The 26,277-nt window shown below is 60.6% G+C and carries 23 protein-coding genes; 4 read left to right on the top strand and 19 right to left on the bottom strand.

Going from position 1 to position 26,277, the window contains the following annotated elements; all coding sequences use genetic code 11:
- The first annotated feature begins 65 nt into the window (after positions 1-65).
- Together gltP and FJD34_RS24470 are read left to right on the top strand one after the other, a co-directional pair.
- Entirely contained in the window at positions 66-1,397 is a 1,332-nt protein-coding gene (gene gltP / locus FJD34_RS24475; RefSeq protein WP_032862661.1) for a glutamate/aspartate:proton symporter GltP, read from the top strand.
- A gap of 94 nt (positions 1,398-1,491) precedes the next feature.
- Complete coding sequence (locus tag FJD34_RS24470; RefSeq protein ID WP_032862662.1) at positions 1,492-2,721, top strand: nucleoside recognition domain-containing protein; 1,230 nt, start codon at positions 1,492-1,494, stop codon at positions 2,719-2,721.
- 92 nt (positions 2,722-2,813) lie between these two features.
- On the opposite strand, the gene FJD34_RS24465 is transcribed toward FJD34_RS24470, so the two are convergent.
- The 19 genes from FJD34_RS24465 to FJD34_RS24375 form a co-directional block, all read right to left on the bottom strand.
- Positions 2,814-3,425, bottom strand: a complete 612-nt coding sequence (locus tag FJD34_RS24465; RefSeq protein ID WP_032862664.1) for an ABC-type transport auxiliary lipoprotein family protein — start codon at positions 3,423-3,425, stop codon at positions 2,814-2,816.
- Positions 3,422-4,360 carry an MlaD family protein gene (locus FJD34_RS24460; protein ID WP_032862666.1) on the bottom strand — a complete coding sequence of 313 codons (939 nt, stop codon included), beginning with the start codon at positions 4,358-4,360 and terminating at the stop codon, positions 3,422-3,424. Before FJD34_RS24460 ends, FJD34_RS24465 begins: the two co-directional genes overlap by 4 nt.
- A 1-nt stretch (position 4,361) precedes the next feature.
- A complete protein-coding gene (locus FJD34_RS24455) occupies positions 4,362-5,165 on the bottom strand; it encodes an ABC transporter ATP-binding protein (protein WP_032862667.1) in 804 nt (267 codons plus the stop codon).
- Positions 5,162-6,310, bottom strand: a complete 1,149-nt coding sequence (locus tag FJD34_RS24450; RefSeq protein ID WP_032862668.1) for an ABC transporter permease — start codon at positions 6,308-6,310, stop codon at positions 5,162-5,164. The genes FJD34_RS24455 and FJD34_RS24450 overlap by 4 nt, the downstream gene beginning before the upstream one ends.
- Positions 6,311-6,365: 55 nt before the next feature.
- The gene (locus tag FJD34_RS24445; RefSeq protein WP_032862669.1) at positions 6,366-7,397 is read right to left on the bottom strand and encodes a DUF5924 family protein; all 1,032 of its coding nucleotides are present in this window, start codon (positions 7,395-7,397) and stop codon (positions 6,366-6,368) included.
- 72 nt (positions 7,398-7,469) lie between these two features.
- A complete protein-coding gene (locus FJD34_RS24440; RefSeq protein WP_065942445.1) occupies positions 7,470-8,852 on the bottom strand; it encodes a M16 family metallopeptidase in 1,383 nt (460 codons plus the stop codon).
- Between the two features lie 175 nt (positions 8,853-9,027).
- Positions 9,028-10,686 (bottom strand): Na/Pi cotransporter family protein, encoded by a 1,659-nt coding sequence (locus tag FJD34_RS24435; protein ID WP_032862671.1) that lies wholly within the window; start codon positions 10,684-10,686, stop codon positions 9,028-9,030.
- Positions 10,687-10,977: 291 nt separating this feature from the next.
- Positions 10,978-11,745 carry a TerC family protein gene (locus tag FJD34_RS24430; RefSeq protein WP_032862672.1) on the bottom strand — a complete coding sequence of 256 codons (768 nt, stop codon included), beginning with the start codon at positions 11,743-11,745 and terminating at the stop codon, positions 10,978-10,980.
- 65 nt (positions 11,746-11,810) lie between these two features.
- Positions 11,811-13,118 carry a CitMHS family transporter gene (locus tag FJD34_RS24425; protein ID WP_032862673.1) on the bottom strand — a complete coding sequence of 436 codons (1,308 nt, stop codon included), beginning with the start codon at positions 13,116-13,118 and terminating at the stop codon, positions 11,811-11,813.
- A gap of 376 nt (positions 13,119-13,494) precedes the next feature.
- The gene (locus FJD34_RS24420) at positions 13,495-15,456 is read right to left on the bottom strand and encodes a DUF7844 domain-containing protein (protein WP_090292614.1); all 1,962 of its coding nucleotides are present in this window, start codon (positions 15,454-15,456) and stop codon (positions 13,495-13,497) included.
- Positions 15,453-15,773 carry a DUF2388 domain-containing protein gene (locus tag FJD34_RS24415; protein WP_032862675.1) on the bottom strand — a complete coding sequence of 107 codons (321 nt, stop codon included), beginning with the start codon at positions 15,771-15,773 and terminating at the stop codon, positions 15,453-15,455. Before FJD34_RS24415 ends, FJD34_RS24420 begins: the two co-directional genes overlap by 4 nt.
- Positions 15,774-15,799: 26 nt before the next feature.
- Positions 15,800-16,108: a DUF2388 domain-containing protein gene (locus FJD34_RS24410; protein ID WP_032862676.1), complete on the bottom strand. Its 309-nt coding sequence runs from the start codon at positions 16,106-16,108 to the stop codon at positions 15,800-15,802.
- A 180-nt stretch (positions 16,109-16,288) separates the two neighbouring features.
- On the bottom strand, positions 16,289-16,609 hold the full coding sequence (locus FJD34_RS24405) for a DUF2388 domain-containing protein (RefSeq protein WP_032862677.1): 321 nt from the start codon (positions 16,607-16,609) through the stop codon (positions 16,289-16,291).
- A gap of 330 nt (positions 16,610-16,939) precedes the next feature.
- Positions 16,940-17,155 (bottom strand): DUF1127 domain-containing protein, encoded by a 216-nt coding sequence (locus FJD34_RS24400; RefSeq protein WP_007911656.1) that lies wholly within the window; start codon positions 17,153-17,155, stop codon positions 16,940-16,942.
- A 318-nt stretch (positions 17,156-17,473) separates the two neighbouring features.
- Positions 17,474-18,967, bottom strand: coding sequence for an acetyl-CoA hydrolase/transferase family protein (locus tag FJD34_RS24395; RefSeq protein WP_032862678.1), 1,494 nt, complete (start codon positions 18,965-18,967; stop codon positions 17,474-17,476).
- A 180-nt stretch (positions 18,968-19,147) separates the two neighbouring features.
- Positions 19,148-20,584 (bottom strand): NAD(P)(+) transhydrogenase (Re/Si-specific) subunit beta, encoded by a 1,437-nt coding sequence (locus FJD34_RS24390; protein WP_032862679.1) that lies wholly within the window; start codon positions 20,582-20,584, stop codon positions 19,148-19,150.
- Positions 20,584-20,904 (bottom strand): NAD(P) transhydrogenase subunit alpha part 2, encoded by a 321-nt coding sequence (locus tag FJD34_RS24385; protein ID WP_003233786.1) that lies wholly within the window; start codon positions 20,902-20,904, stop codon positions 20,584-20,586. The genes FJD34_RS24390 and FJD34_RS24385 overlap by 1 nt, the downstream gene beginning before the upstream one ends.
- Before the next feature lie 15 nt (positions 20,905-20,919).
- On the bottom strand, positions 20,920-22,041 hold the full coding sequence (locus FJD34_RS24380) for a Re/Si-specific NAD(P)(+) transhydrogenase subunit alpha (protein WP_032862680.1): 1,122 nt from the start codon (positions 22,039-22,041) through the stop codon (positions 20,920-20,922).
- Between the two features lie 449 nt (positions 22,042-22,490).
- Entirely contained in the window at positions 22,491-23,390 is a 900-nt protein-coding gene (locus tag FJD34_RS24375) for a LysR family transcriptional regulator (RefSeq protein WP_032862681.1), read from the bottom strand.
- Between the two features lie 157 nt (positions 23,391-23,547).
- Between FJD34_RS24375 and FJD34_RS24370 the strand changes: the two genes are divergently transcribed.
- Together FJD34_RS24370 and FJD34_RS24365 are read left to right on the top strand one after the other, a co-directional pair.
- Complete coding sequence (locus tag FJD34_RS24370) at positions 23,548-24,729, top strand: acyl-CoA dehydrogenase (RefSeq protein WP_029290432.1); 1,182 nt, start codon at positions 23,548-23,550, stop codon at positions 24,727-24,729.
- A 13-nt stretch (positions 24,730-24,742) separates the two neighbouring features.
- Positions 24,743-25,963, top strand: coding sequence for a CaiB/BaiF CoA transferase family protein (locus tag FJD34_RS24365; protein ID WP_032862682.1), 1,221 nt, complete (start codon positions 24,743-24,745; stop codon positions 25,961-25,963).
- Positions 25,964-26,277: the final 314 nt, after the last annotated feature.

Here is a 26,277-nt window from a genome sequence, read left to right as displayed (position 1 = left end):
TTTTTCGCTTCCGGGCGTTCCAGCTGGCGCATCTGCCTGAGTCCACTTGAAACAAGGGTAATGACATGAAGAAGGCAAAACTAAGCCTCGCCTGGCAGATCCTCATCGGTCTGGTGCTAGGGATTGCAATCGGTGCTGTACTCAACCACTTCAGTGCCGAAAAAGCCTGGTGGATCAGCAACGTGTTGCAACCGGCGGGCGATATCTTTATCCGCCTGATCAAGATGATCGTGATCCCGATCGTGATTTCGTCGCTGATTGTCGGAATCGCCGGTGTAGGGGATGCGAAAAAGCTCGGTCGGATCGGCGTAAAGACCATCGTTTACTTCGAAGTGGTCACTACCATTGCGATTGTGGTCGGTCTGCTGCTGGCCAACCTGTTCCATCCAGGTGCCGGCATCGACATGAGCACCCTGGGTACCGTGGATATCTCCAAGTACCAGGCGACTGCCGCCGAGGTGCAGCATGAGCATGCGTTCATCGAGACCATTCTCAACCTGATCCCGTCGAACATCTTTGCCGCCGTGGCCCGTGGCGAGATGCTGCCGATCATCTTCTTCTCCGTGTTGTTCGGCCTGGGCTTGTCGAGCCTCAAGCCAGACTTGCGCGAACCCCTGGTGACCATGTTCCAGGGCGTGTCCGAGAGCATGTTCAAAGTCACCCACATGATCATGAAGTACGCCCCTATCGGTGTATTCGCCCTGATCGCCGTGACCGTGGCCAACTTCGGCTTCGCCTCCTTGCTGCCTTTGGCCAAGTTGGTGATCCTGGTTTACGTTGCCATCCTGTTCTTCGCCTTCGTGATTCTTGGCCTGATCGCCCGCCTGTTCGGCTTCTCGGTGATCAAGCTGATGCGCATCTTCAAGGATGAGCTGGTACTGGCCTACTCCACCGCCAGCTCCGAAACCGTGCTGCCGCGCGTGATCGAGAAGATGGAAGCCTACGGCGCGCCGAAAGCCATCTGCAGCTTCGTGGTGCCGACCGGTTACTCGTTCAACCTCGACGGCTCGACCCTGTACCAGAGCATCGCGGCGATCTTTATCGCCCAGCTGTATGGCATCGACCTGTCGGTCGGCCAGCAACTGATGCTGGTACTGACCCTGATGGTCACCTCCAAAGGTATTGCCGGCGTGCCGGGCGTGTCCTTCGTGGTGCTGTTGGCGACCCTGGGCAGCGTGGGCATCCCGCTGGAAGGCCTGGCGTTCATCGCCGGTGTCGACCGCATCATGGACATGGCGCGTACTGCGCTGAACGTGATCGGCAACGCCCTGGCCGTGTTGGTCATCGCGCGCTGGGAAGGCATGTACGACGATGCCAAGGGCGAGCGCTACTGGAACTCCCTGCCGCACTGGCGGACCAAGACTGTGCAGCCAGTGGGCGAGACCAGCCAGGGCTGATCGCGGCTGAAGTGAACAAACCCCGGTAAATCCGGGGTTTGTCGTTTCTGCCAGCCCCGCTATCATTCGCCACATATTTAAAGGGGTGTGACTGATGCTCAATGGCCTGTGGCTTGGTTTCTTTGTCGTGGCAATGGTATCGGCGCTGGCGCAATGGCTGGTGGGGGGGAACGCCGGGATCTTTGCGGCGATGGTGGAGAGTATCTTTGCCATGGCCAAGCTGTCGGTGGAAGTGATGGTGTTGCTGTTCGGCACCTTGACCCTGTGGCTGGGCTTCCTGCGCATTGCCGAGAAGGCCGGGATTGTCGAATGGCTGGCCAAGGCCCTTGGCCCGCTGTTCCTGCGGCTGATGCCGGAAGTCCCGGCCGGTCACCCGGCCATCGGCTTGATCACCCTCAACTTTGCCGCCAACGGCCTGGGCCTGGACAACGCGGCCACGCCCATCGGCCTCAAGGCCATGAAGGCGCTGCAAGAGCTCAACCCCATCCCCAACACCGCGACCAACGCGCAGATCCTGTTCCTGGTGCTCAACGCGTCCTCCCTGACCCTGTTGCCGGTGACGATCTTCATGTATCGCGCCCAGCAAGGCGCGCCGGACCCGACGCTGGTGTTCCTGCCAATCCTGCTGGCCACCAGCGCCTCGACCCTGGTGGGCCTGCTGTCGGTGGCGCTGATGCAGCGCCTGCGCCTGTGGGACCCGGTGGTGCTGGCGTACCTGATTCCCGGGGCGTTGGTGCTGGGCGGCTTCATGGCCTTGCTCGCGACCCTGTCGGCCACGGCCCTGGCGGGACTGTCCTCGATCCTGGGCAACCTCACGTTGTTTGGCCTGATCATGCTGTTCCTGCTGATTGGCGCGTTGCGCAAGGTCAAGGTCTACGAGGCGTTTGTCGAAGGCGCCAAAGAGGGTTTTGACGTCGCCAAGAACCTGCTGCCGTATCTGGTGGCGATGTTGTGTGCGGTCGGCGTGCTGCGCGCGTCCGGCGCACTGGAGTTTGGCCTGGAAGGGATTCGCCATCTGGTGGCCTGGACCGGCATGGACACGCGTTTTGTCGACGCCTTGCCCACGGCGATGGTCAAGCCATTCTCCGGCAGCGCGGCGCGGGCGATGCTGATCGAGACCATGCAGACCCAGGGTGTGGACAGCTTCGCGGCCCTGGTGGCGGCGACGATCCAGGGCAGCACCGAGACCACGTTCTATGTGCTGGCGGTGTACTTTGGCTCGGTGGGCATCCAGCGCGCGCGGCATGCGGTGGGGTGTGCGTTGTTGGCGGAGTTTGCGGGTGTGGTGGCGGCGATTGCGGTCTGCTACTGGTTCTTTGGCTAAGCTTTAGACCGCTATCGCAGGCAAGCCAGCTGCCACATTTGACTGTGTTCACAAATCAAAATGTGGGAGCTGGCTTGCCTGCGATGAGGCCCTCAGCGTTTAGGTGCTGTATTGCCCTGCGCCACCACCCAATCCACTACCTGCTTGTTCAACTGGTCCCCGGCCACACCAAACCCGGCCACCACCGCCGGCACCTGGGTATCACTGACCGGCTGGCGCACTTCAAAGCGCTTGGCCGCCACGATCCGCTGGTCGCTGCCGCGTACCAGTCGCGCATCCAACCGAATCACCACCTCCACCGCGCTGCCCCGGTATTCGCTCTGGAAGGCCTGTAACTGTCCCCCCAGCTCGAAGTCCGCCTGCAGGTTGCTGTCATCGGTGCTCAGCAGTGCCACCCGGCCATCGCGCTGGAAACCATCCAGCAGGCGATTGCGCAACAGCACCGGCGCCGGATCGCTCCAGCGCGACAGGGCATAGCTGCTGATCAAGTCGCCCTGGGGCACCACGGCAATGCGCGGGCTGTCGAGGAACTCACTGGCTTGCGGCTTGGTCAGTCGCAACGACCAGGCCACCGGGCTGCCCGGCGTAGTCGCCTGGGCCGCAGGCAGTCGGTAGACGTTGGACGGGTCGGCCTTGGGCAGGATCGAGCAAGCGCTGACCAGGACCAGGGCTATTGGGGCGATTATTTGGTAAGCACGCTTCATGGCGTGAACTCCTTGTTCTTGTCGCTGCCCAGCAGATACCCGCTGGGGTTGGCCTCCAGGCGGCGGGAGATGGCACGCAACGATCCGAGGGTATCGCGCAGTTCACGCACGGCCGGAGCCAGTCCATTGAGACCCTGCATGCCACTGTTCAGGGAGTCCTTGTTGTCGTTCAACAAGCTGTTGATGGTCGCAGTGCTCTGTTCCAGGGAGCGCATGGCCCCTTCGGCGCTGCCGAACATCTGCTTGCCCTGGTCGTTGAGCAGGCCGTTGGCGTTGCGCATCAGCGCGGTGGTCTGTTCCAGGGTGGCGCCAGCCTGTTTGCTGACTTGAGTCAGTTGCTGCATCACCACCTTGATATCGCCACGTTGCTCGGCGATGGCCCCGGTGGTCTGTTCCAGGTGTGCCAGGGTGTTGCTCAGGCGCTCGACGTTGTCCGGCGAGAACAGGCGGTTGGCGTTGTGCAGCAGCAGGTTGATGCTGGTCATCAGGTCATTGCTGTTATTGAGCAGTCGGGCAATGGGCGATGGCGAGGCGGTGATCTGCGGCAGGTTGCCATTCTTGCCCTTGAGTTCGGGGCTTTGCGGGGTGCCGCCGCTGAGTTGGATGATCGAGGTGCCGGTGATGCCGGTCAGCGCCAGCTTGGCCTGGGTGTCTTCCTTGATTGGCGTCTGGCCGGCCAGGCGGATGCGGGCTAGCACGCGGCGCGGGTCTTTCGGGTCCAGGCGTAGGCTGGTGACGTCTCCCACCTTGATCCCGCTGTATTGCACCGCGCTGCCCTGGGACAGGCCGCTGACCGCTTCGTTGAAGATCACTTCGTAATCCTGGAACGCGCTGTCGACGCTGGACTTGGCCAGCCACAGGCCGAACAGCATGGCGCCGACCACGACTATCACGCTGAACAGACCGATCATCACATGATGGGCTCGGGTTTCCATGTCATACCTCGTTGAGCTGTTGAGCGGCATCCAGTGCCGCACGGCCCCTAGGGCCATGAAAGTATTCGTGAATCCAGGCGTCGTTCGTTTGCGAGACGACATCAATGGCATCTGCCACCAGCACCTTTTTCTGTGCCAGCACCGCTACGCGGTCGGTGATGGTGTAGAGCGTGTCGAGGTCGTGGGTGATCAGCAGCACGCTCAGGCCCAAGGCATCGCGCAGGGTCAGGATCAACTGGTCGAATGCCGCCGCGCCGATGGGGTCGAGGCCAGCGGTCGGTTCATCGAGAAACAGAATGTCCGGGTCCAGGGCCAGCGCCCGCGCCAGGGCCGCCCGCTTGATCATCCCGCCCGACAGCGAAGATGGGTACTTGTCGGCCGCCGACAAGGGCAACCCGGCCAGGGCCAGTTTCACCGCTGCCAGGTGCTCGGCGTCGGCGCGGCTCAGGCCGGCGTGCTCAATCAGCGGCAGGGCGACGTTTTCCGTGACCGTCAGCGAGGAAAACAGCGCGCCCTTCTGGAACAGCACGCCGAAACGCCGTTCCACCAGGGAGCGTTCATGCTCCGACAGGCTGGGCAGGTTCTGCCCAAATACCCGCACCTGGCCTTCACTGGGCTGGCGCAGGCCGATGATGCTGCGCAGCAGCACCGACTTGCCACTGCCCGAGCCGCCGACCACGGCGAGGATCTCGCCCTTGTACAAGTCCAGGTCGAGGTTTTCATGCACGCTCTGCGGGCCAAAGCGGTTGCACAGGCCACGGACCTCAATCACCGCCTCGGCGGGCGCTCGCGGTAAACGGCTCACCAGCCCATCTCCATGAAGAACAGTGCGGCCACCGCGTCGAGCACGATCACCACGAAAATTGATTGCACCACTGCAGAGGTGGTGTGGGCGCCGACCGATTCGGCGCTGCCGCTGACCTTGAAGCCTTCCAGGCAGCCAATGGCGGCGATCAGGAACGCGAAGAATGGTGCCTTGACCAGGCCCACCAGCAAATGCTGGACGCCAATGTCCGATTGCAGCAGCGACAGGAACATCGCCGGCGAGATATCCAGGGCCACGGCGCACACCACGCCACCGCCGATAATCCCCGAGATCATGGCAAGGAAGGTCAGCATCGGCAGCGCCACCAGCAGCGCGAGGACACGCGGCAGGACCAGCAACTCCATGGGGTCGAGGCCCATGGTGCGGATCGCGTCGATTTCTTCGTTGGCCTTCATCGAGCCGATTTGCGCGGTGAAGGCGCTGGCAGTGCGGCCGGCCATCAGGATCGCCGTGAGCAGGACACCGAACTCACGCAGGAAGGAAAACGCCACCAGGTCCACGGTAAAAATACTCGCGCCGAAACTTTCCAGTACCGTGGCGCCGAGGAATGCCACGACGGCGCCCACCAGGAAGGTCAGCAAGGCAACGATGGGCGCGGCGTCGAGCCCGGTCTGTTCGATGTGCGCGACCATGGGCGTCAAGCGCCAGCGCTTGGGCCGGAACACGCCGCGGGCAAAGGTTGCGAGGATCAGGCCGATAAAGCCGAGCAGCGTCATCGCGTCCTTCCAGACGGTGTCGACGGCACAGCCGATACGCGACAGCAGTTGGATGCCGACGCTCACTTGCGGTTCTTTGACCGGCACGCAGAAGTCGTTCAGGGAGCAATAGACGGTCTTGAGCAGCGCACGGTCGGCGGCAGACAGGTTGCAGTCGGGGTGCTCGGCAGAGTGTTCGAGGCGCTCGGGCCCCAGTAACTCGACCAGCAACGATGCCCCGGCGGTGTCCAGCGCACCCAGGCCGTTGAGGTCGACGTGGGTGCTGGCGTCGTACTGGCCGCCGAGGCTCGCCGACAGCTGTTTCAGGGCGCTGTAGTGGGCCAGCGTCCAGTCCCCGCTGACCCGCAGTTGGGGCGGTTGGGTGGACGCGTCCAGGTGGGCATTGCCTGCCGTTGTGCTACTGGTCATAAGCTCCGAGCTTGTTTGGCTATTCCACAATTGCTATGTAATAGCACGATCCGTCCTACTTTGGGGTGTCCGTTTGTGCGCTGTCGGTGACTTTAAAGCGCAACACGCCGATTACCTGGCCATCTTCGGTCAGCACCCGCACTTGCCAGCGGCCTACGGCATTCGCCGGGAAGTTCTGCTTGTGCGTCCAGGCCCGATAGCCTTCCTTGCGTCCGCCATGGATATCCAGGGCGATGCGGTCGACCTCTTTGCCGTTGAACTGCCACACATGATAGATGCGCTCGTCCAGCCCACGCGGCGCGTTGATCGCGGTGTAGGCATACAGGCCACTGCTGCGCAGTTGGCTGGCGCTGACCTCCTTGAGGTCGTCGCCTGGAGTGCGGTCCTGCAATTGGGTGCTGATCGCCACTTCGGTCATCCACAAGGTTGCCGGCGGCACCCAACTGCGCAGGAACCAGCCCGCGCAGCCAATCACCGCTGTGACGCCCAGCAGCATCAGCCAACCCTTGAGGCTGCGCAGTGGCAGGCTGACCGCCAGGCTTGGGATCGACAAGAGCATCGCCACGCCCAGCGCCAGCTTGTAACTCTGGGCGGTGGTCAGGTGCAGGATAATCGGCAGTGCGGTGAGCAAGGCGGCAAACAGGGTCAGGGTGTGCAGTGCCAGGAACAGCCAGCGTTTGGGCGCCAGCCATTTGTAGTACAACGGGTCGGTAATCGACACCAGTGCGGCGGCGCCCAGCAAGCCGGTGAAGATCGACTGGCTGCTGTTCCAGGTGGTGGTGACAAAAAAGAACGGCAGGACAAAGAACAGGCTTTCCTGGTGGATCATCTGCGTGGCGTAACGCAGCAGCGGTTCGGGGATTTCGCGCTTGAACACCTTGCTGAACAACTGGGTGAAGCTGTTTTCCAGCATCAGCCACAGCCAGCTCACCAGCATGATGACCGCGATCCAACTGGCCATGCCTTGCTGGCGGTCCACCAGAATAAAACTGGCCACGCCGGAGATAAAACCGCCGAGTGCAATCACCCCTGGATAGCGCTTCATCAGTTCGAGGAGGCGCTGTATGAAATGGGTCAGATATGGCATTCGGCGGTTCACAGTCTTTGTAGGAGAAAATCCCAGACAGAATAACGTCTTAGCTCTCTGAGTGGCGTGTGATTACGCAATTGCTTTGCGATAACGGCGCACGCCAACTGCCACAAGCGCGATCAACCCCAACAGGCCCGCCGCGATCCAGCTCAAGGCGTCATAACCGAGTAGCGGTTTTTCGATGCGCCAGTAGCCGGGCTGGTTGAGCAACTGGCGCATGGCCTGGTTGGTTTGCTCCAGGCTGACGGTCTTGATGCGTTTGGCCGGATCGCTGAAGTGGCCGTCGCTGAAGTCACCCGCTGCGCCCCAGTAATAGTCGGCCAGGGCGCTGTTGCCTTGTACTGCCCAGGCCTGGCGGTCGATGGCGGCCTGTTTCAGGCGAGCGAAGGTGGCGGGGTCGAGCCCCTCTTCAAGCAATCGCGCCTTGAGCGAGGCCAGCACCTGCTCGGCTTGCGCCAGGTTGTCGCGCTCAAGGTCGGCGTTCAGGCTCATGAAACCGACGCCGCCCAGCACTTCGCGTTCGCTCCACGGGCCGTAGGACAAACCATGCTGGAGCCGTAGTTGGCGATACAGCGCCCAATCCAGATAGTCCTTGAGCAGGTCGTAGGTGGCATCGTGCTGCTCGTCCAGTACCGGTTCGGGGAACAGCAGGTGCAGCTTGGCGCCATTGCCGACCCAGCCGCGGATCAGGTCGCGGTGGGTCGCCGCCGTGCCCTGGACTTGCGGTAATGGGCGATGCTCGCTGGGGTCTACCGGGTCGAGTTGGCCGTAGGTGCGCTCCAGATAGGCGGGCAGCAGTTTGTCGAGGTCGCCGACGATGATCAGCGTCATGTTGTTGGGGGCGTACCAGTCCTGGCGCACTTTTTCCAGTTGGGCGCGGGTCAGTGGGTTGACCTCGGCTCGCTCGGCGCACTTGAGGCCCAGTTCCACCGCCAGTTGATGACTGGCGTTATGGCCCAGGTCCTGGCGATCCAGCAGGCGTTGCAGGTGCGAGTAGTGGCCACCATCCTCGCGCTCCACCACCTGTTTGGCGGCGTTGATGGCGGCATCGCTCAGTTGGGTGCGGGTCAGGATGGCCAGCAACAGGTCCAGCACCTTGCGCTGGTTGCGCGCCGGGGCCTCGATGACGAAGGTGGTATCGGCATTGCTGGTGTAGGCGTTCCACTCGCCGCCCAGGGCCTGCATCTGTTCTTCCAGCTCGCCTTCGCCGCCGCCGTCGATCCCGCTGAACAGCAGGTGCTCCAACAGGTGTGGCAGCTCCTTGTCCTCGCAACTGAAGTCGTCCAGGCCAACGCCGACGACCAGGCGGATCGCCACGTGCCCGCGCTCGGTGCCCGGCTTGAGCAGCAATTGCAGGCCGTTGGGCAACAGGTAGCCTTCGACTTGCAAGCGATCAAAGGCAAAGGCGTGGGCCGAGCCTATGAGCAGGCAGGCGAATAGCAGGCGACGCATAACGGGGTTCCTGGCGGGTAATAACGGTTGAAGCTGGCTTTTTGTGGGAGCGGGCTTGCCCGCGATGCGGGCACCTCGGTGTATCAGTTACACCGCAGTGATGCTATCGCGAGCAAGCTCGCTCCCACATTGGTCAGGCGATGTTTTTAACTGACTCCCGGGGCGTGCGGATCGTTCAAGGCGAATGGGTAATGTCGGCAATATTGTCCACCGCCAACGCACCGGTCTCGGAGGTTTCCAACACTACATAAGCACTGCTGCAAAACAACGAGTTCAGTCGTTTCATATCGGCAATCAGTTCCAGATGCAGGGAGCTGGTCTCGATGCTTTGCACGATCTTGCGTTGCAGGCGGCTGACGTGAGCGTGGGCCAGGCGCCGTTCCTGGGCGCGGAAGCGGCGCTTCTCGCGCAACAATTGCCGGGCACTTTCCGGGTCGGCACTGAGGAACACCGACAGACCCAGGCGCAGGTTGGCGATCAACTGACTGTGCAGGCCGGCCAGCTCTTCGAGCCCGACTTCGGAAAACGAGCGGCGCTGCGAGGTTTTCTGTTGCTGGACCTTGCGCAGCATGCGCTCGATCAAGTCGCCGGCCAGCTTGAGGTTGATCGACAGTTCGATGATCTCGGCCCAGCGCCGGCTGTCGTGCTCGCTGAGGTCTTCCCGGGGCATTTGCGCCAGGTAGAGCTTGATCGCACTGTAAAGCGCTTCGACATCATCGCTGAGGCTGCGCATTTCCTGGGTGATGGCCGTTTGTTTGCCGCGCAACACTTCGAGCATCGCGGTCAGCATGTTGTCGATCAAGTCCCCCAGGCGCAGGGTTTCCCGCGCGGCGTTGGCCAGGGCCAGGCTCGGGGTGGTCAGCGCCGTCGGGTCGAGATGGCGGGGTTTGGCCAGGCCGTTGGCCTCCGGACGTTCCGGCAGCAGCCAGGCACACAGGCGGGCCATGGGGCCGATGGTGGGCAGCAGGATCAGGCAGCGGGTGACGTTGTAGAGCAGGTGAAAGGTAATCACCATGCCCTGGGCGCTGTAGTCCAGGGTGTCCATCCACTGCACCAGCGGGTCCAGGACGGGAATGATCAGCAGCAGGCCAATCAGCTTGTACAGCAGGCTGCCGAGGGCCACTTGGCGACCGGCGGCGTTTTGCATGCTGGTGCTGAGGAATGCCAGTACGCCGCTGCCGATATTGGCACCGATCACCAGGCCGATGGCTACATGCAAGCCAATCACGCCAGCACCGGCCAGGGTTGCCGTCAGCAGCACGGCGGCCAGGCTGGAGTAGGAAATCATCGCAAACAGCGCACCTACCAAGGCATCGAGCAGGATGTCGCCGGTCAGCGAGGCGAACAGGACTTTGACGCCCTGGGCTTGGGTAATCGGCCCTGCCGCTTCGACGATCAGTTGCAGCGCGAGAATGATCAGGCCCAGGCCGATACCGACCCGGCCCATCTGCCCGGCGCGTGTTTGTTTGCGTGAAAGGAAGAAGATCACCCCGAGAAAAATCAGCAGCGGCGACAGCCAGGAAAGATCCAGGGTCAGCACCCGTGCCATCAGGGCGGTACCGACGTCGGCGCCGAGCATGGTCGCCAGGGCGGGCGTCAGGCCCATCAGGCCCTGGCCGACAAACGACGTCACCAGCATCGCCGTGGCGTTGCTGCTTTGCACCATGGCGGTGACGAGGATCCCGGCAATGAACGCCAGCCAGCGCCTGGCCATGTTCTGCCCGATGACCTGGCGCAGGTTGGAACCGTAGACCCGCAGGATGCCGGTACGGACGATGTGCGTGCCCCAGATCAGCAGGGTCACGGCGGAAAGAAGATTGAGCAGGGTCAGCATGCTCGGCCCCCTGTGTTGAGTCGTGCTCCAGCGGAGCAAAAAGTGCCGTGTGCCGTTTTGAGTTGTGTACTTAAGCTGTAGTTGGCGAACGGGCTGAGCGCCAGCATCGCATAGCTAAACTTGGCTTTGAAATAAAACTGTCATGAAATCAGCTTTTTGCAGGCGCCTGAAACGACTGTAGGAGCGAGCTTGCTCGCGAAGAACTCAAGGGCAGCGCGTGAAATCAGGCAGCACGCGTTACCGTTGACGTTTTTCGCGAGCACGCTCGCTCCTACAGGTGCAGCCCGCGGGTTACTGGCCCGGGATGTCCTTGCGCAGTTTCACTGGATCCTGCTGCTTTTTCTTTTTCGCGATAGCGCTACGCATCTTGATGTTGACCGCTTCTACCGCCAGCGAGAACGCCATGGCGAAGTACACATAGCCTTTTGGCACATGCACGTCGAAGGATTCGGCGATCAGCACGGTACCCACGATCAGCAGGAACGACAGCGCGAGCATTTTCAACGATGGGTGCTTGTCGATGAACTCGCTGATGGTGCCTGCGGCCAGCATCATCACCAGGACCGCAACGATAATCGCAGCAACCATGACCGGTACGTGGGAAACCATACCCACGGCGGTAATCACCGAGTCCAGGGAGAACACGATGTCGATGATCGCGATCTGGATGATGGTGTAGATGAACTTGCCACCCTTGCCTTTCGGCTCGTCATGGGTTTCGTCTTCACCTTCCAGGGCGTGGTACATCTCCTGGGAGCTTTTCCACAGCAGGAACAGGCCGCCGAAGAACAGGATCATGTCGCGACCGGAAATACCCTGGCCGAACACCACGAACAGGTCGGCGGTCAGTTGCATGACCCAGGTGATCGACAGCAGCAACAGGATCCGGGTGATCATGGCCAGGGCCAGGCCGAAGATCCGGGTGCGCGCTTGCATATGCTTGGGCATACGGCTGACCAAGATCGAAATCATGATGATGTTATCGATGCCCAGGACGATCTCAAGAGCCGTCAGGGTGAAGAAGGCAATCCAGATCTCCGGATTGGTCAGCCATTCCATATGTGTTCCTTTGCGCGAGTGTTAGACCGCGCCGGCAAGAGGGCCGGCGCAGTGAGTTGTTACGATTATAGAGTGCTGAACAGCGGAAATGTGCCCAACAGCAATGCGGCGACCATTATGCACAGGCACACCAGCACTGCCCACTTCAGGGTGAAGCGCTGGTGATCGCCGAATTCGATACCGGCCAGGGCCACCAGCAGGTAAGTCGAAGGCACCAGCGGGCTGAGCAAGTGGACCGGCTGGCCAACAATCGAGGCGCGGCCCATTTCTGCGGCGGTGATGCCGTAGTGGCTGGCGGCTTCGGCCAGTACTGGCAATACGCCGTAGTAGAACGCATCGTTGGACATGAAGAAGGTGAACGGCATGCTCACCAGCGCGGTGATCACCGCCAGGTAGGGGCCCATGGCTTCAGGGATGACCGCCAGCAGGCTCTTGGACATGGCATCGACCATGCCGGTGCCCGACAGAATACCGGTGAAAATACCTGCAGCGAAGATCAGGCCAACCACCGCCAGTACGCTACCGGCGTGGGCGGCAACGCGGTCTTTCTGCTGTTGCAGGCACGGGTAGTTGACGATCATCGCGATACTGAAGGCCACCATGAACAGCACGGGCAGCGGCAGCAGGCCGGCGATCAGGGTGCACATCAGGGCCAGGGTCAGGGCGCCGTTGAACCAGATCAGTTTCGGGCGACGAGCATCCGGGAATTGCGAGACGCTGATTTCGCTGTGGTCGATCTCATCGCCTTGCAGATGCATGACGCCAAGCCGAGCACGTTCGCGCAGGCCGTACATATAGGCAATCACCAGGATCGCCACCACGCCGGCAGCCATGGCCGGGATCATCGGTACGAAAATGTCTGATGGGTCGACGTGCAGCGCACTGGCGGCACGCGCGGTCGGGCCGCCCCAGGGAGTCATGTTCATCACGCCACCGGCGAGGATGATCAGGCCGGCCATGATCCGTGGGCTCATGCCAATGCGGCTGTACAAGGGCAGCATGGCGGCCACGCAGATCATGTAGGTGGTGGCACCGTCACCGTCCAGGGACACCACCAAGGCCAGCACGGCGGTGCCGACCGAGACTTTCAGCGGGTCACCCTTGACCAGCTTGAGGATCTTGCGCACGGCCGGGTCAAACAGGCCGGAGTCGATCATCAAGGCAAAGTAGAGGATGGCGAACATCAGCATCACGCCGGTGGGCGCCAGCTTGGTGATGCCTTCGAGCATCATCGGGCCGATCTTCGGCGCGAAGCCACCGAACAGCGCGAACAGGATAGGCACGATGATCAGGGCGATCAGCGCCGACAGGCGCTTGGTCATGATCAGGAACATGAACGTGATGACCATGGCAAAGCCAAGGAAAGTCAGCATAGGAATACTCCAGGCGTAGCGCGGCTAGGGAATGGCGAACCGGGTTGGGGTCAGCGCAGAACGAAAAGCGCGAGGCGTACGGGGGGAGTCGGGAAAAACAGGCGGGTACGAGCGGACATCAGAATCACCATTGTTGTTGTTAATTGGGCCCCTGGGCATAAGAACGCTCAGGTTGGCCAACCGGTCTATTGCCGGTAGTGAGGGCGATACTAATCGCGAAAGCTTTCAGCCAGCTTTCGCTGGGAAAACAGGTCTCAGGTGGATGAGGTTCACTGTAGGAGCGAGGTTGCTCGCGAAGGTCGTGAACGATAAGGCGCGTTTGCGGGGTAAACGCGGTGTTCTCGGGTTTTTCGCGAGCAAGCTCGCTCCTACAGTTTCAAGGCAGTTGCAGCCCGCCAGCGGCCTTGTGCAGCGCGCGCAGATGTTCGCCAACTTGCTTGAGATTGGCCTCGCACGCTGCAATTTCCGCCGCCCGCGCGGGCTCCAGCAGCGCCCTCACCTCTTTATCCAGGTCGCCGGTCAACGATTGCAGCTGTTTCTGGCGCAAGGCGCTTTCCGATTCCAGGCGTTGCCATTCCTTGGGTTGCGGCAAGCCATAACCGCTGCTGCCGAGCAACTCCGCCGGGCGGCTGAGGAAGCCACTGTTGGCGAGAATCTGCTGCAAGGTGGCATCGGCCTTGGCCATGCCGCCGTTCTTCAGCTCGCGGGCACCGAGGTAGCGTTGCTTGACCTCGTCTTGGGCAAGCATTAGTTGTTTGCGAAAGCTGGCCTGTTCCAGCAGCAGCAATGCAGCGCTGGTGCGCAAGTCGGCCTTGTCGAACCACGTCCTGCGTTGCTCGGCGCTCAAGGTCAGCCAGTCTTCGACCTGGGTCTGCGGGATCGGCAGATGCTTTTTCAGCACCTCGAACATCGCCTGGTAGCGCTCGCGGAAGGAGTCGAAGTGATAGCCCAGGCGCAAGGCCTCGCGGCGGTCGTCCAGCACGCTGGTGTCGGCCAGCCCACGGGCCTTGAGGACTTCCAGCAAACCGTTGGGGGTGATGTTGTCCAGGGCTGTCAGCCGTGGGTTGGCACTGCCGCTGCGCAGCAGTTTCAGGCCTTCTACTGCACAGTTGTTGGAGAGGAAGTAGTAATTGCCGTCGTAGCTCCAGTGCATTTCGGCGGCATGTTCGACCGTGTTGTTGATCTCCTGGCGTGTGAGGATCAGCGGTACGGAGGCCAGGCCGCGCAGTTCGGTCTTGGTGTATTCGTCGATCACCTGGGCCAGGGGCAGTACAAACAGGCGTGAAGGGTACTTGCCCACCAGGCCGTCCCAACTCGACAGCTGTACGTCACCGACGAATGCGCGGTAGGACAACACCAGGTGCTGGTCCAGGTCCAGGCGGCAATCCGGGCCACGGGGACGGCCCGGGGCACAGATCACCAGGCGCAGCATGCTGTGGCCCCAGCGGCTCACCAGGTTCTGGTTGGCTTCGGCCAGCAGGTAGTCGATGGCGTATACGCGTTCGGGATCGACCTGGCCCAAGGGCGTCTTGGCAAAATCGTTACCGGCGTTGAGGAAGGCGAAGGTGTTGGAGCAGGCGTCCTTGGCTGGCGGTGCCCAGCCGAAGTGTTCCTGGTAATAGCGATACAGTGCGGGCCGGCGGCAGGCGTAGCTCGGGTCGAGGAGGAAGTACTCCATGTTGACCGCGACGAATTCCTTGGGGTTGGTGATTTCGTACAGGTCCGGGCTGCGGGCCACTTGCCGGTTGTGTTGCTCGCGCTCGCCACGGCGGCCGACGTATTGCGGCCAGCCGGCGAGGTCGAGCAGGCGCGGGTCGTCGCTGAGGGTGAAGCGCCGGTCATTCTGGCCACGGCATTGATCGGGCAGGCCAATCAGGCCGGTGATGTTGTTCTGGCGGCTGCAGCGCTGGATCAACGAGCGCTGGTCCCTGGGCCACAGGCGCGCGCGATCATAGATATGGGTCAGTTCATGCAGCACGGTGGCGAGCAATTCCCGGCGCACGGTGCCGTGGGGGCGCTGGGTCTGCTGGGCGGCGGCGGTGCCGTCAGTGAGGCTGGCCAGCAGCTTGCGATTGAGGTCCAGTTCGGACACCAGCGACGCCTGGCCATAGGCATTGGCGGGCATGTCATCGGTCCAGCCGACGTCGATGCGCCGATCCAGTTGCTCGATGAAGCGCGGCGGCAGTGCCTGCATGGCTTCATCCAGCAATGCCTGGCTGGCCTGCTGTTGGGCGGGGCTCAAACCGTCGGTCTTGAGCCGTAGCTGCAGGCTGGCCTGGGCGGCGCTGCTAGCCAGCAGTACCGTCGCAGCCAAGAGCCAGGCGGTGAAGCGCCTCACAATGCGAGGATGGCTTCGGCGAGGACCTGGTCGCTGGCGTCGCGGGCTTCTGGCACGCGGGTGCGCAGGGTATCGAAGGCGGCTTCCAGTTGCGCGCCACGGATATCGCCATTGCTGGCGACAAAGCTGGCGGCGTCATCGTGGGCTTCGCGCACGACTTTGGAGTCACGGATGGAGGTAGTGGTATCCGAAGTGAAATCAATGGTGCGGCCGAAGGCACGAACAATGATGTTACTGGTAGCCACCAGGGTTTGTGCCTGGGCGATATCTGCCAGCAAGAACAGGCCGAGAGCAGCTGCGATCAACGGGCGACGCATGGAATGACTCCAAAAGGTAAAGATGGTTATTGGACGAGAATTGCCTGGGCCAGTTCAAGGTCACTGGACTTAAGTTTTGGCTGGGCGCGACGCAGGTAATCCAGTGCGCTCTCCAACCGGGCGCCCCGCCATTGGCCATCTGTGGCAATGAACGCGGCAGCGTCATCCTGGGCTGCCAGTATCAGTTTCTGGTCGAACGGTGCCGACGTCACTTTACTGGTGGCATAGGCGCTAGCTACGAGGCCTTGGGTGGACAGATCAAAGGCCTGGGCCGAGTTGGCCCCGCACATGGCCAGCACAGTGGGAACAATCAACAAACGGTATGAAAAAACCATGGGACTCGACAACTGAAAACGAGCGCCAAGGCTAGCGCAATGCCCGGGCGAGAGCCAGCGAGCAGTACTGTAGGAGCGAGCTTGCTCGCGAAGATCGCGAACGATAACGCGGGGTTTACTGCTGAAACGCTGCGCGCTCAGGTTCTTCGCGAGCAAGCTCGCTCCTACAGTGAGTCAAGGTCAGATGGCCAGGATCGCCTGGGCCAGTTGCGCGTCGGTGGCGGTGTTGAGTTGTGGGGCTTGCTGGCGGATCTGCGCCAGGGCGCTTTCCAGCTTCACGCCACGGATGGCGCCTTCGCTGGCGACAAAGCTGGCGGCGTCATCACGGGCGGCGCGCACGACCTTGTTGTCGCGCAGGGACGATGTGGCATCGGAGGTGGCGTCGGAAGTGGCTTTCAGCGCGCCGACAATCGAGTCGGTGGTCACGATCAAGCTGGTAGCGCTGGCGTTGGCAGCGACGGCAAGCAAAGCGGCAGCGCTCAACAAACGAAGACGGGACATAGGGTGACTCCTGTGTATGAAACGAAGAAGGTGACGCACGACTGATGACGCGATAGTAGCTGGCGCCCATCTGTTCGGGTAGTGCGTGATGGGAAGTCGTTGCCCGGCAGGGCAATTTAACCGGTACAAATTGGGAGTGTCTAGATTGTACCTATTAACTGTTATGTTTTTTAAACTGTACTGGTTTGCGTGACAAGGAAGGCTGCCAAGCCGATTTTTCAGTCGCCCAGAAACAACAAAACCCGCCTCCGGTTACCCGGGGCGGGCTCTGCTACAACAATTCGGGGTGCTGGCGGTGGACCCTACAGGTCGGGGCCAGCGGGCGCTAAATCAGCGCCAGAACGGCTTGCTCAGCTCTTCGTAGCGTTGAGCTTCGCTGATCCCGGCATCGGCCAGCAAACGCGAGTCCAGACGAGCCAGTTGATGGCGGCTGGAGATGCGGCGCTGCCACAACATCAGGTTGGCGATAACGCGCAGAGGCAGGGAAGCCTGGGTGTTTACAGCTTTATCTTCGAAGAACAGTTCGGAACTGAGTGTACGTTCCATGATGACATCCTTCCGCTTGTGGCGGGATTAGGTAGTGGTTTAACTGATGCCAATGATCCTCCTCCGGCGCAAGACTCTCTAGATACAGTTCACCTGTATTGTGAGGGGCCAGTTAACTGTTTATAGCGGCTGTACTGTACGGAAATGGGGCAACTGTACCTGTCGGCACTTTATTGGTGCGTTTTAGGTGTTTTTGAGAAGAGATGTAGGGTTTTACGGTAGGAAATGACCGGTACAGCAGTACAGTTTTTTTCAAAAGTGCGGTAATCAGATCCGGGCGAATGAAACTGTATTTGCATCAGCCCGGATCTGTATCAATCAGCCTTTGAGCATATGCCCGGTTTCTTCCAGATTGATGTGCCAGCTCAGGGCATCCCGCAGGATATGTGGCGTGTGTCCACCGATGGCGCAGGCGGCGGTGAAGTAGTTGTTCAGCGCCTCGCGGTAGTCAGGGTGCACACAATTGTCGATGATCACCCGTGCGCGCTCCCGTGGCGCCAGACCGCGCAGGTCGGCGAGGCCGATCTCGGTCACCAGGATGTCGACGTCATGCTCGGTATGGTCGACATGGCTGACCATCGGCACCACGCTGGAAATCGCCCCGCCCTTGGCAATGGACTTGGTGACGAAGATCGCCAGGTGCGCGTTACGGGCGAAGTCCCCCGAACCGCCAATGCCGTTCATCATCCGCGTGCCGCAGACGTGAGTGGAGTTGACGTTGCCGTAGATGTCGAACTCCAGCGCGGTGTTAATGCCGATGATGCCCAGGCGGCGCACCACTTCCGGGTGGTTGGAGATTTCCTGCGGGCGCAGCACCAACTTGTCCTTGTAGTGCTCCAGGTTACCGAACACGTCGGCATTGCGCCGCTGCGACAAGGTGATCGAGCTGCCGGAGGCAAAGCTCAGCTTGCCGGCATCGATCAGGTCGAAGGTCGAATCCTGCAGCACTTCGGAGTACATGGTCAGGTCTTCGAACGGCGACTCGATCAGGCCGCACATCACCGCGTTGGCAATGTTGCCGATCCCGGCTTGTAGCGGGCCGAGCTTGTTGGTCATGCGGCCGGCGTCGACTTCCTGCTTGAGGAAGTTGATCAGGTGATTGGCGATCCACTGGGTGTCGCTGTCAGGCGGCGTCACCGTGGAGGCGGAATCAGCCTGGTTGGTGATGACGATGGCGACGATCTTCTCTGGCGGGATCGGGATCGCGCTGCTGCCGATGCGATCATCCACCTTGACCAGCGGGATCGGTGTGCGAGTCGGGCGGTAGGTCGGGATATAGATGTCGTGCAGGCCTTCCAGGTTCGGGTTGTGCGCCAGGTTGATCTCGATGATCACCTGTTTGGCAAAAATCGCGAAGCTGGCCGAGTTACCCACGGACGTGGTCGGCACGATATGGCCTTGTTCGGTGATGGCCACCGCTTCGATCACGGCAATGTCCGGCAGCTTGAGCTGGTTGTTGCGCAGCTGTTCGACGGTTTCCGACAGGTGTTGGTCGATAAACATCACTTCGCCGGCGTTGATGGCCTTGCGCAGGGTGCTATCGACCTGGAATGGCATGCGGCGCGACAACACGCCGGCTTCGGTCAGTTGCTTGTCCAGGTCGTTGCCCAGGCTGGCGCCGGTCATCAAGGTGATTTTCAGGGGCGAGGTCTTGGCACGTTCGGCCAGGGCGTGGGGCACAGCCTTGGCTTCACCGGCGCGGGTAAAGCCGCTCATGCCGACGGTCATGCCGTCCTCGATCAGGGCGGCAGCATCAGCGGCGCTCATGACCTTGTTCAACAGCGAAGGCAAGCGGATACGATCACGGTACATGGATTGTTATCTCGGGCAACGGAGGCAAGGTGGGCAGTCTAGTGATTTCAAAGGCGTTCGTCCCGCTACCATGGTCGAATGCCAGGTCGCGATTTAGAGCCTTTGGTCGGGTTTTTCCCGTTAATAAAAAACCCCAGCCTACGGGAGGCCGGGGTTTCGGGTATTGCGCTGGAGCAGTGTTTATTCGACGGCCTTGACCATGTCTTCGATGACCTTCTTGGCATCGCCGAAGACCATCATGGTCTTGTCCAGGTAGAACAACTCGTTATCCAGGCCGGCGTAACCGCTGGCCATCGAGCGCTTGTTGACGATGATCGTCTTGGCCTTGAAGGCTTCGAGAATCGGCATGCCAGCGATCGGCGATTTCGGATCGTTCTTGGCGGCCGGGTTGACCACGTCGTTGGCGCCGAGCACCAGCACCACGTCGGCCTGGCCGAACTCGGAGTTGATGTCTTCCATCTCGAACACCTGGTCGTAAGGCACTTCGGCCTCGGCCAGCAGTACGTTCATGTGGCCAGGCATACGACCGGCGACCGGGTGGATCGCATACTTCACGGTGACACCGCGATGGGTCAGCTTCTCGGTCAGCTCTTTAAGTGCATGCTGCGCCCGTGCTACCGCCAGGCCATAGCCTGGGACGATGATCACGGTGTCGGCGTTGGTCAGCAGGAAGGTGGCGTCGTCGGCTGAACCGGACTTCACCGGGCGCGCTTCTTTCGAGCCCGCTGGCCCTGCCGCATCCGGCGCGTTGCCGAAACCGCCGAGCAGTACGTTGAAGAAGGAGCGGTTCATCGCCTTGCACATGATGTACGAGAGGATCGCGCCGCTCGAACCGACCAGGGAGCCGGCGATGATCAGCATCGAGTTGTTCAGCGAGAAGCCGATACCTGCCGCAGCCCAGCCGGAGTAGCTGTTGAGCATCGACACGACTACCGGCATGTCGGCGCCGCCAATCGGGATGATGATCAGCACACCCAGCACAAAGGCCAGGGCCAGCATCACGGCGAAGGCGCTGAGGTTGCCGGTGAACATGAACACCAGGCCCAGGCCCAGCGTGGCCAGGCCCAGCACCAGGTTCAGCTTGTGCTGGCCGCCGAACTGTACCGGTGCGCCCTGGAACAGGCGGAACTTGTACTTGCCCGACAGCTTGCCGAAGGCGATGACCGAACCGGAAAAGGTAATGGCACCGATGGCAGCACCGAGGAACAGTTCCAGACGGTTGCCCGCAGGAATCGCATCGCCCAGTTGCTTGACGATGCCCAGCGATTGAGGCTCGACCACTGCGGCAATGGCAATAAACACCGCGGCCAGGCCGATCATGCTGTGCATGAAGGCGACCAGTTCAGGCATCTTGGTCATTTCTACGCGCTTGGCCATGATCGAGCCGGCGGTGCCGCCGATCAGCAGGCCGACAATCACGTAGCCGATGCCGGCAGTGGCAAGCTCTGCACCGAGCTTATAGATGAGGCCAACGGTGGTGAGCACCGCCAGCGCCATGCCGAGCATGCCGAACAGGTTGCCGCGGCGTGACGTGGTCGGGTGCGACAGGCCTTTGAGGGCCTGGATGAAACAGATCGACGCGATCAGGTAGAGCGTCGTTACCAGATTCATGCTCATTACTTTTGCACCTCTTCTTTAGCCTTGGGCGCTTTCTTCTTGAACATCTCAAGCATCCTACGGGTAACCAGGAAGCCGCCGAACACGTTTACCGCTGCCAGAGCCACGGCCAGGGTGCCCATGGTCTTGCCCAGCGGCGTGACGGTGAGCGCGGCCGCAAGCATGGCGCCAACGATCACGATCGCCGAGATTGCGTTGGTCACCGCCATCAGTGGCGTGTGCAGCGCGGGGGTGACGTTCCAGACCACGTGATAACCGACATAAATCGCCAGCACGAAGATGATCAGGTTGTAGATACCGGGGGAGATAAGCTCTTCCATCGTCTGAATCCCTGCTTAGGCGTTTTTGCGGATGACTTGGCCGTCGCGGCACATCAGGCACGCGGCGACAATGTCGTCTTCGAGGTTGATTTCAAACTGCCCTTCCTTGGTGAAGACCAGCTTCAGGAAGTCCAGCAGGTTGCGCGCATACAGGGCCGACGCATCGGCAGCGACGGCACCGGCAAGGTTGGTCGGGCCGCAAATGGTCACGCCGTTTTCCACCACCACCTGGTCGGCGACGGTCAGCGGGCAGTTGCCACCTTGGGCGGCGGCCAGGTCGATCACCACAGAGCCTGGCTTCATCTGGGCGACGGTTTCGGCGCTCAGCAAAGTCGGGGCCTTGCGACCCGGAATCAGGGCGGTGGTGATGACGATATCGGCTTGCTTGGCGCGCTCATGCACGGCCAGGGCCTGGCGCTGCATCCAGCTGGTGGGCATGGGGCGTGCGTAGCCGCCGACGCCAACAGCGCATTCGCGCTCTTCATCGGTCTCGTAGGGCACGTCGACGAACTTGGCGCCGAGGGACTCGATCTGCTCCTTCACGGCCGGTCGTACGTCGGACGCTTCGATGACGGCACCCAGGCGTTTCGCTGTAGCGATAGCCTGCAGGCCAGCCACGCCGGCGCCGAGGATCAGCACGCGAGCGGCTTTTACCGTACCGGCGGCGGTCATCAGCATGGGCATGAAGCGCGGGTAGTGATGAGCCGCCAGCAACACGGCCTTGTAGCCGGCAATGTTGGCCTGGGACGACAGCACATCCAGGCTCTGCGCACGGGAGGTACGCGGGGCGGCCTCCAGGGCGAAGGCGGTGATGCCATGTTCGGCCAGTCGGGTGATGGTTTCGTTGCTGAACGGATTGAGCATGCCCACCAACACGGTGCCGCTTTTAATCAGCGTCAGTTCGCTGTCGCTGGGGGCGACCACCTTGAGAATCAGCTCGGCGCCAAACGCGTCGCTGGCACTGCCAATGGTTGCGCCTGCCGTTTCATAGGCACTGTCCACGACACTGGCTTTGATGCCTGCACCGCTTTGTACAGTGACCTTATGGCCCTGGCCGATCAGCTTCTTGATGGTTTCCGGGGTTGCAGCAACCCGCGTTTCACCGGTCTGGGTTTCGAGAGGAACACCAATGTGCACGTCAAATCTCCTGCATGATCTTTTTGCTTTTGATTTTTGTAAAAAGGCCAGTGCACCGCGAGTGGCACAACTGGGGCGGCCGATCAGCACGACCCCGCTGAAATGACAGCAGGGCGCGGCATTTTGCAGGCGAACTTTACGGCCTTCAAGGGATTATGACGGGTGACGAAAAATTAACTACAAGTCACCCTGTGACTGATTGTCGCAATGTGCCGGAATAACCTCTTTAAATACAAGTGTTTAAAGGGTTGTGGCGGGAAAAGTCGATTTTTGCAATCGCCAACATGAATAGTGGGTCATGGGTGCTGAATAACCGCTGAAGAGCTGACAGTCATTGGCTTGCAGGCGGTTTAAGATGCCATCGGTACAGTCTGTCAAAAGGCGACATATACTTATATCTGTAGGGCTGATAATTATTTGACTACAAGGTCAACAAAGTGCGAAAGCGTTTAAAACTGGTGGCTGTAGCGCTGCGCCTGGTCAATCAGCCAGTCTCGAAAGGCGTGTAATGACGCAGACTCTACCTTTTTCTCCGGAATCATCAGGTAATAAGCCTTGGTGCTGGTCAGCGCCTGTGGGTTGGCAATCACCAATTGTTTCTCGCTCAGCTCCCGTTGAATAAGGAAAGGCGGGATCAGCGCAATCCCCATGTCATGCATGGCTGCCTGGGACAGCATGGAGAATAGCTCGTAGCGTGGGCCTGTCATGTCCCGAGGGATGTTCAACTGCTGGGCGTTGAACCACTGGCGCCAGGCATAGGGGCGAGTGGTTTGCTGCAGCAGCGCCAGTTCGGCGATCTCCTCTGCGCTGAAGTACGAGCGGTTTTCCAGCAAGCGTGGGCTGCATACGGGGACCGGGTTTTCGCCCATCAGGCGGTGGGATTCGGTGCCGGACCAGTCGGCATCGCCGAAATAGATCGCGGCGTCGAAGTCCGTGTCGGCGAACAGGAATGGACGGGTACGGTTAGTCAGGTTGACTGTGACTTCAGGGTGTTGCTGCTGGAAGTCCTTGAGGCGCGGGATCAGCCACTGGGTGCCGAACGTGGGCACCACCGCCAGTTCGATTACATTGGCGCCTTGCTGGCCCATCACCGACAGGGTGTCGCGCTCCACGGCGTCCAGTTGCATGGCCACCCGCCGACTGTAGGAAAGCCCCGCTTCCGTGAGCTTTACCCCACGTCGTGAGCGACGAAACAGTTCGACACTCAAAAACTCCTCAAGGCCGGCGATCTGCCGGCATATCGCGCCCTGAGTGATGGAAAGCTCGTGCGCAGCCTTGGTAAAGCTCTCGTGGCGGGCAGCCGCTTCAAAACTGACGAGGGCTGTGGTGCTGGGGATTTTCCTGCGCATGTACCGTACCCTCACAAATAAAAGGCAGTTTTGCCCTTCTCAATCGTTACGGAGTGAGAAATTAGCACAAGCCTATGCAAAAACCTCGTTTGCCCTCCTCGCCTGCTCGGCCTAGGCTCCATGCACGACTTTTGATTTACTTCGCGAGGGCTCACTCATGGGCGGTAAGGCAAGCTTCAACTGGATCGATCCCCTGCTGCTGGATCAACAGCTCACCGAAGAAGAGCGCATGGTGCGCGACAGTGCTGAGCAATTTGCCCAGGACAAGCTGGCACCACGTGTGCTTGAAGCCTTCCGCCATGAAAAGACCGACCCCGCGATTTTTCGTGAGATGGGCGAGACCGGCCTGCTGGGTGCGATGATTCCCGAGCAGTACGGCGGCAGTGGCTTGAATTACGTCAGCTACGGCTTGATTGCCCGTGAAGTGGAGCGCGTCGACTCCGGCTACCGTTCGATGATGAGCGTGCAGTCCTCCCTGGTGATGGTGCCCATCAATGAATTTGGTACTGAAGCGCAAAAACAGAAGTATTTGCCCAAGTTGGCCTCGGGTGAGTGGATTGGTTGCTTCGGCTTGACCGAGCCCAACCACGGTTCGGACCCGGGCGCGATGATTACCCGTGCGCGCAAGGTGGATGGTGGCTACAGCCTGACCGGCAGCAAGATGTGGATCACCAACAGCCCGATTGCCGATGTGTTTGTGGTCTGGGGCAAGGACGACGCCGGCGACATTCGTGGTTTTGTCCTGGAGAAAGGTTGGAAGGGGCTGAGTGCGCCGGCGATTCACGGCAAGGTCGGCCTGCGAGCTTCGATTACCGGCGAAATCGTCATGGATAACGTGTTTGTTCCCGAAGAGAACATCTTCCCGGATGTGCGCGGCTTGAAAGGTCCGTTCACCTGCTTGAACTCAGCGCGCTACGGCATCTCTTGGGGCGCTTTGGGGGCGGCGGAGTTCTGCTGGCACACCGCGCGCCAGTACACCCTTGATCGCCAGCAGTTCGGGCGCCCATTGGCGGCTACCCAACTTATCCAGAAAAAGTTGGCCGATATGCAGACCGAGATCACCCTCGCCCTGCAAGGTTGCTTGCGTCTGGGGCGCATGAAAGATGAAGGCACGGCGGCGGTCGAGATCACCTCGATCATGAAGCGCAATTCCTGCGGCAAGTCCCTGGATATTGCCCGCATGGCTCGCGACATGCTCGGTGGCAACGGCATCTCCGATGAGTTCGGAATCGCCCGGCACCTGGTCAACCTGGAAGTGGTGAATACCTACGAAGGCACGCATGACGTTCATGCGCTCATCCTCGGGCGCGCCCAGACCGGTATCCAGGCGTTCTATTAATAGGAGTGTGACCATGGGCGCGCTATCGCATCTGCGGGTACTGGATTTGTCACGGGTGCTGGCGGGGCCTTGGGCCGGGCAGATTCTTGCCGACCTTGGCGCTGAGGTGATCAAGGTCGAGCGGCCCGGCAGTGGTGACGATACTCGCGCCTGGGGGCCGCCCTTCCTGAAGGATGCGTATGGTGAGAACACCAGCGAAGCGTCCTACTACTTATCGGCCAATCGTAATAAGGAGTCGGTGACGATCGACTTCACCCGGCCGGAGGGGCAGAAGCTGGTCCGGGACCTGGCGGCGAAGTCGGATATCTTGATCGAGAATTTCAAGGTGGGCGGCTTGGCGGCATATGGCCTGGACTATGAGTCGCTCAAGGAGCTCAACCCTGAGCTGATTTATTGCTCTATCACCGGGTTTGGCCAGACGGGGCCTTATGCGGCGCGAGCGGGCTACGACTTCATGATCCAGGGATTGGGCGGGTTGATGAGCCTGACGGGGCGGCCCGAGGGTGATGAGGGGGAAGGTCCGGTCAAGGTGGGTGTGGCGCTCACCGATATTCTGACCGGGCTTTACTCTACGGTGGCGATTCTGGCGGCTATGGCGCACCGCGACCATGACGGTGGTGGCCAGCACATCGATATGGCGTTGCTGGACGTGCAGGTTGCCTGCCTGGCCAATCAGGCGATGAATTACCTGACGACTGGGGTATCTCCCAAGCGGTTGGGTAATGCGCATCCGAATATCGTGCCGTATCAGGATTTCCCCACGGCTGATGGCGACTTCATCCTCACCGTGGGCAATGACAGCCAGTTTCGCAAGTTTGCCCAAGTCGCCGGGCAGCCGCAGTGGGCTGATGACTCGCGGTTTTCCACCAATAAGTTACGGGTGGCCAACCGGGCGGTGCTTATTCCATTGATTCGCCAGGCAACGGTCTTCAAGACCACTGCCGAGTGGGTGGCCCAGCTTGAGCAGGTCGGTGTGCCCTGTGGGCCGATCAATGATTTGGCGCAGGTGTTTGCCGATCCTCAGGTGCAGGCGCGTGGGCTGGCTATAGAGTTGCCTCACCCGCTGGCAGGCAAGGTGCCTCAGGTGGGGAGCCCCATACGATTGTCCAAGACACCGGTGGAGTATCGCAGTGCGCCTCCTCTATTAGGCGAGCATACGGATCAGGTGCTCCGGCAGGTGCTGGGATTGAGTGCGACCAATGTGGCTGCTTTGAAAGAGGCAGGCGTCATTTGAGGTGCTTCTTCTATATAGAGGGTTTTTGGCGGGCTGGCATATGAAAGGCTGGGTGTTTTTTAATCGATTCTAAGTAATTGATAGAAAAGCAAAATAAGGGGTTGACGGCAGATTCTGGAAGTCTATAATTCGCCCCACTTCCGGCGCAGTCGAAACGGAAAACTCCTTGGTAAACAATGAGTTACGAAGTTTTCGGCAGCAGGTTGCTTCAGTTCATCGAAGCCAAAAGGAAGTTGAAAAAGAGGTGTTGACAGCAGCGTGTAACGCTGTAGAATTCGCCTCCCGCTGACGAGAGATCGAAAGCGCAAGTGGTT

It is taken from the genome of Pseudomonas brenneri (assembly GCF_007858285.1).
Lineage (GTDB): Bacteria > Pseudomonadota > Gammaproteobacteria > Pseudomonadales > Pseudomonadaceae > Aquipseudomonas > Aquipseudomonas brenneri.
The sequence above is the reverse complement of the archived record's forward strand: the minus strand, read 5'-3'. Positions and strand labels throughout refer to the sequence as shown.

What these genes read in the sequence shown, in the direction of transcription:
- gltP (WP_032862661.1), top strand. Translation starts at nt 66, where the DNA reads ATGAAGAAGGCAAAACTAAGCCTCGCCTGGCAGATCCTCATCGGTCTG.
- FJD34_RS24470 (WP_032862662.1), top strand. Translation starts at nt 1,492, where the DNA reads ATGCTCAATGGCCTGTGGCTTGGTTTCTTTGTCGTGGCAATGGTATCG.
- FJD34_RS24465 (WP_032862664.1), bottom strand. Translation starts at nt 3,425, where the DNA reads ATGAAGCGTGCTTACCAAATAATCGCCCCAATAGCCCTGGTCCTGGTC.
- FJD34_RS24460 (WP_032862666.1), bottom strand. Translation starts at nt 4,360, where the DNA reads ATGGAAACCCGAGCCCATCATGTGATGATCGGTCTGTTCAGCGTGATA.
- FJD34_RS24450 (WP_032862668.1), bottom strand. Translation starts at nt 6,310, where the DNA reads ATGACCAGTAGCACAACGGCAGGCAATGCCCACCTGGACGCGTCCACC.
- FJD34_RS24445 (WP_032862669.1), bottom strand. Translation starts at nt 7,397, where the DNA reads ATGCCATATCTGACCCATTTCATACAGCGCCTCCTCGAACTGATGAAG.
- FJD34_RS24440 (WP_065942445.1), bottom strand. Translation starts at nt 8,852, where the DNA reads ATGCGTCGCCTGCTATTCGCCTGCCTGCTCATAGGCTCGGCCCACGCC.
- FJD34_RS24435 (WP_032862671.1), bottom strand. Translation starts at nt 10,686, where the DNA reads ATGCTGACCCTGCTCAATCTTCTTTCCGCCGTGACCCTGCTGATCTGG.
- FJD34_RS24430 (WP_032862672.1), bottom strand. Translation starts at nt 11,745, where the DNA reads ATGGAATGGCTGACCAATCCGGAGATCTGGATTGCCTTCTTCACCCTG.
- FJD34_RS24425 (WP_032862673.1), bottom strand. Translation starts at nt 13,118, where the DNA reads ATGCTGACTTTCCTTGGCTTTGCCATGGTCATCACGTTCATGTTCCTG.
- FJD34_RS24415 (WP_032862675.1), bottom strand. Translation starts at nt 15,773, where the DNA reads ATGCGTCGCCCGTTGATCGCAGCTGCTCTCGGCCTGTTCTTGCTGGCA.
- FJD34_RS24410 (WP_032862676.1), bottom strand. Translation starts at nt 16,108, where the DNA reads ATGGTTTTTTCATACCGTTTGTTGATTGTTCCCACTGTGCTGGCCATG.
- FJD34_RS24405 (WP_032862677.1), bottom strand. Translation starts at nt 16,609, where the DNA reads ATGTCCCGTCTTCGTTTGTTGAGCGCTGCCGCTTTGCTTGCCGTCGCT.
- FJD34_RS24400 (WP_007911656.1), bottom strand. Translation starts at nt 17,155, where the DNA reads ATGGAACGTACACTCAGTTCCGAACTGTTCTTCGAAGATAAAGCTGTA.
- FJD34_RS24395 (WP_032862678.1), bottom strand. Translation starts at nt 18,967, where the DNA reads ATGTACCGTGATCGTATCCGCTTGCCTTCGCTGTTGAACAAGGTCATG.
- FJD34_RS24390 (WP_032862679.1), bottom strand. Translation starts at nt 20,584, where the DNA reads ATGAGCATGAATCTGGTAACGACGCTCTACCTGATCGCGTCGATCTGT.
- FJD34_RS24385 (WP_003233786.1), bottom strand. Translation starts at nt 20,904, where the DNA reads ATGGAAGAGCTTATCTCCCCCGGTATCTACAACCTGATCATCTTCGTG.
- FJD34_RS24375 (WP_032862681.1), bottom strand. Translation starts at nt 23,390, where the DNA reads ATGCGCAGGAAAATCCCCAGCACCACAGCCCTCGTCAGTTTTGAAGCG.
- FJD34_RS24370 (WP_029290432.1), top strand. Translation starts at nt 23,548, where the DNA reads ATGGGCGGTAAGGCAAGCTTCAACTGGATCGATCCCCTGCTGCTGGAT.
- FJD34_RS24365 (WP_032862682.1), top strand. Translation starts at nt 24,743, where the DNA reads ATGGGCGCGCTATCGCATCTGCGGGTACTGGATTTGTCACGGGTGCTG.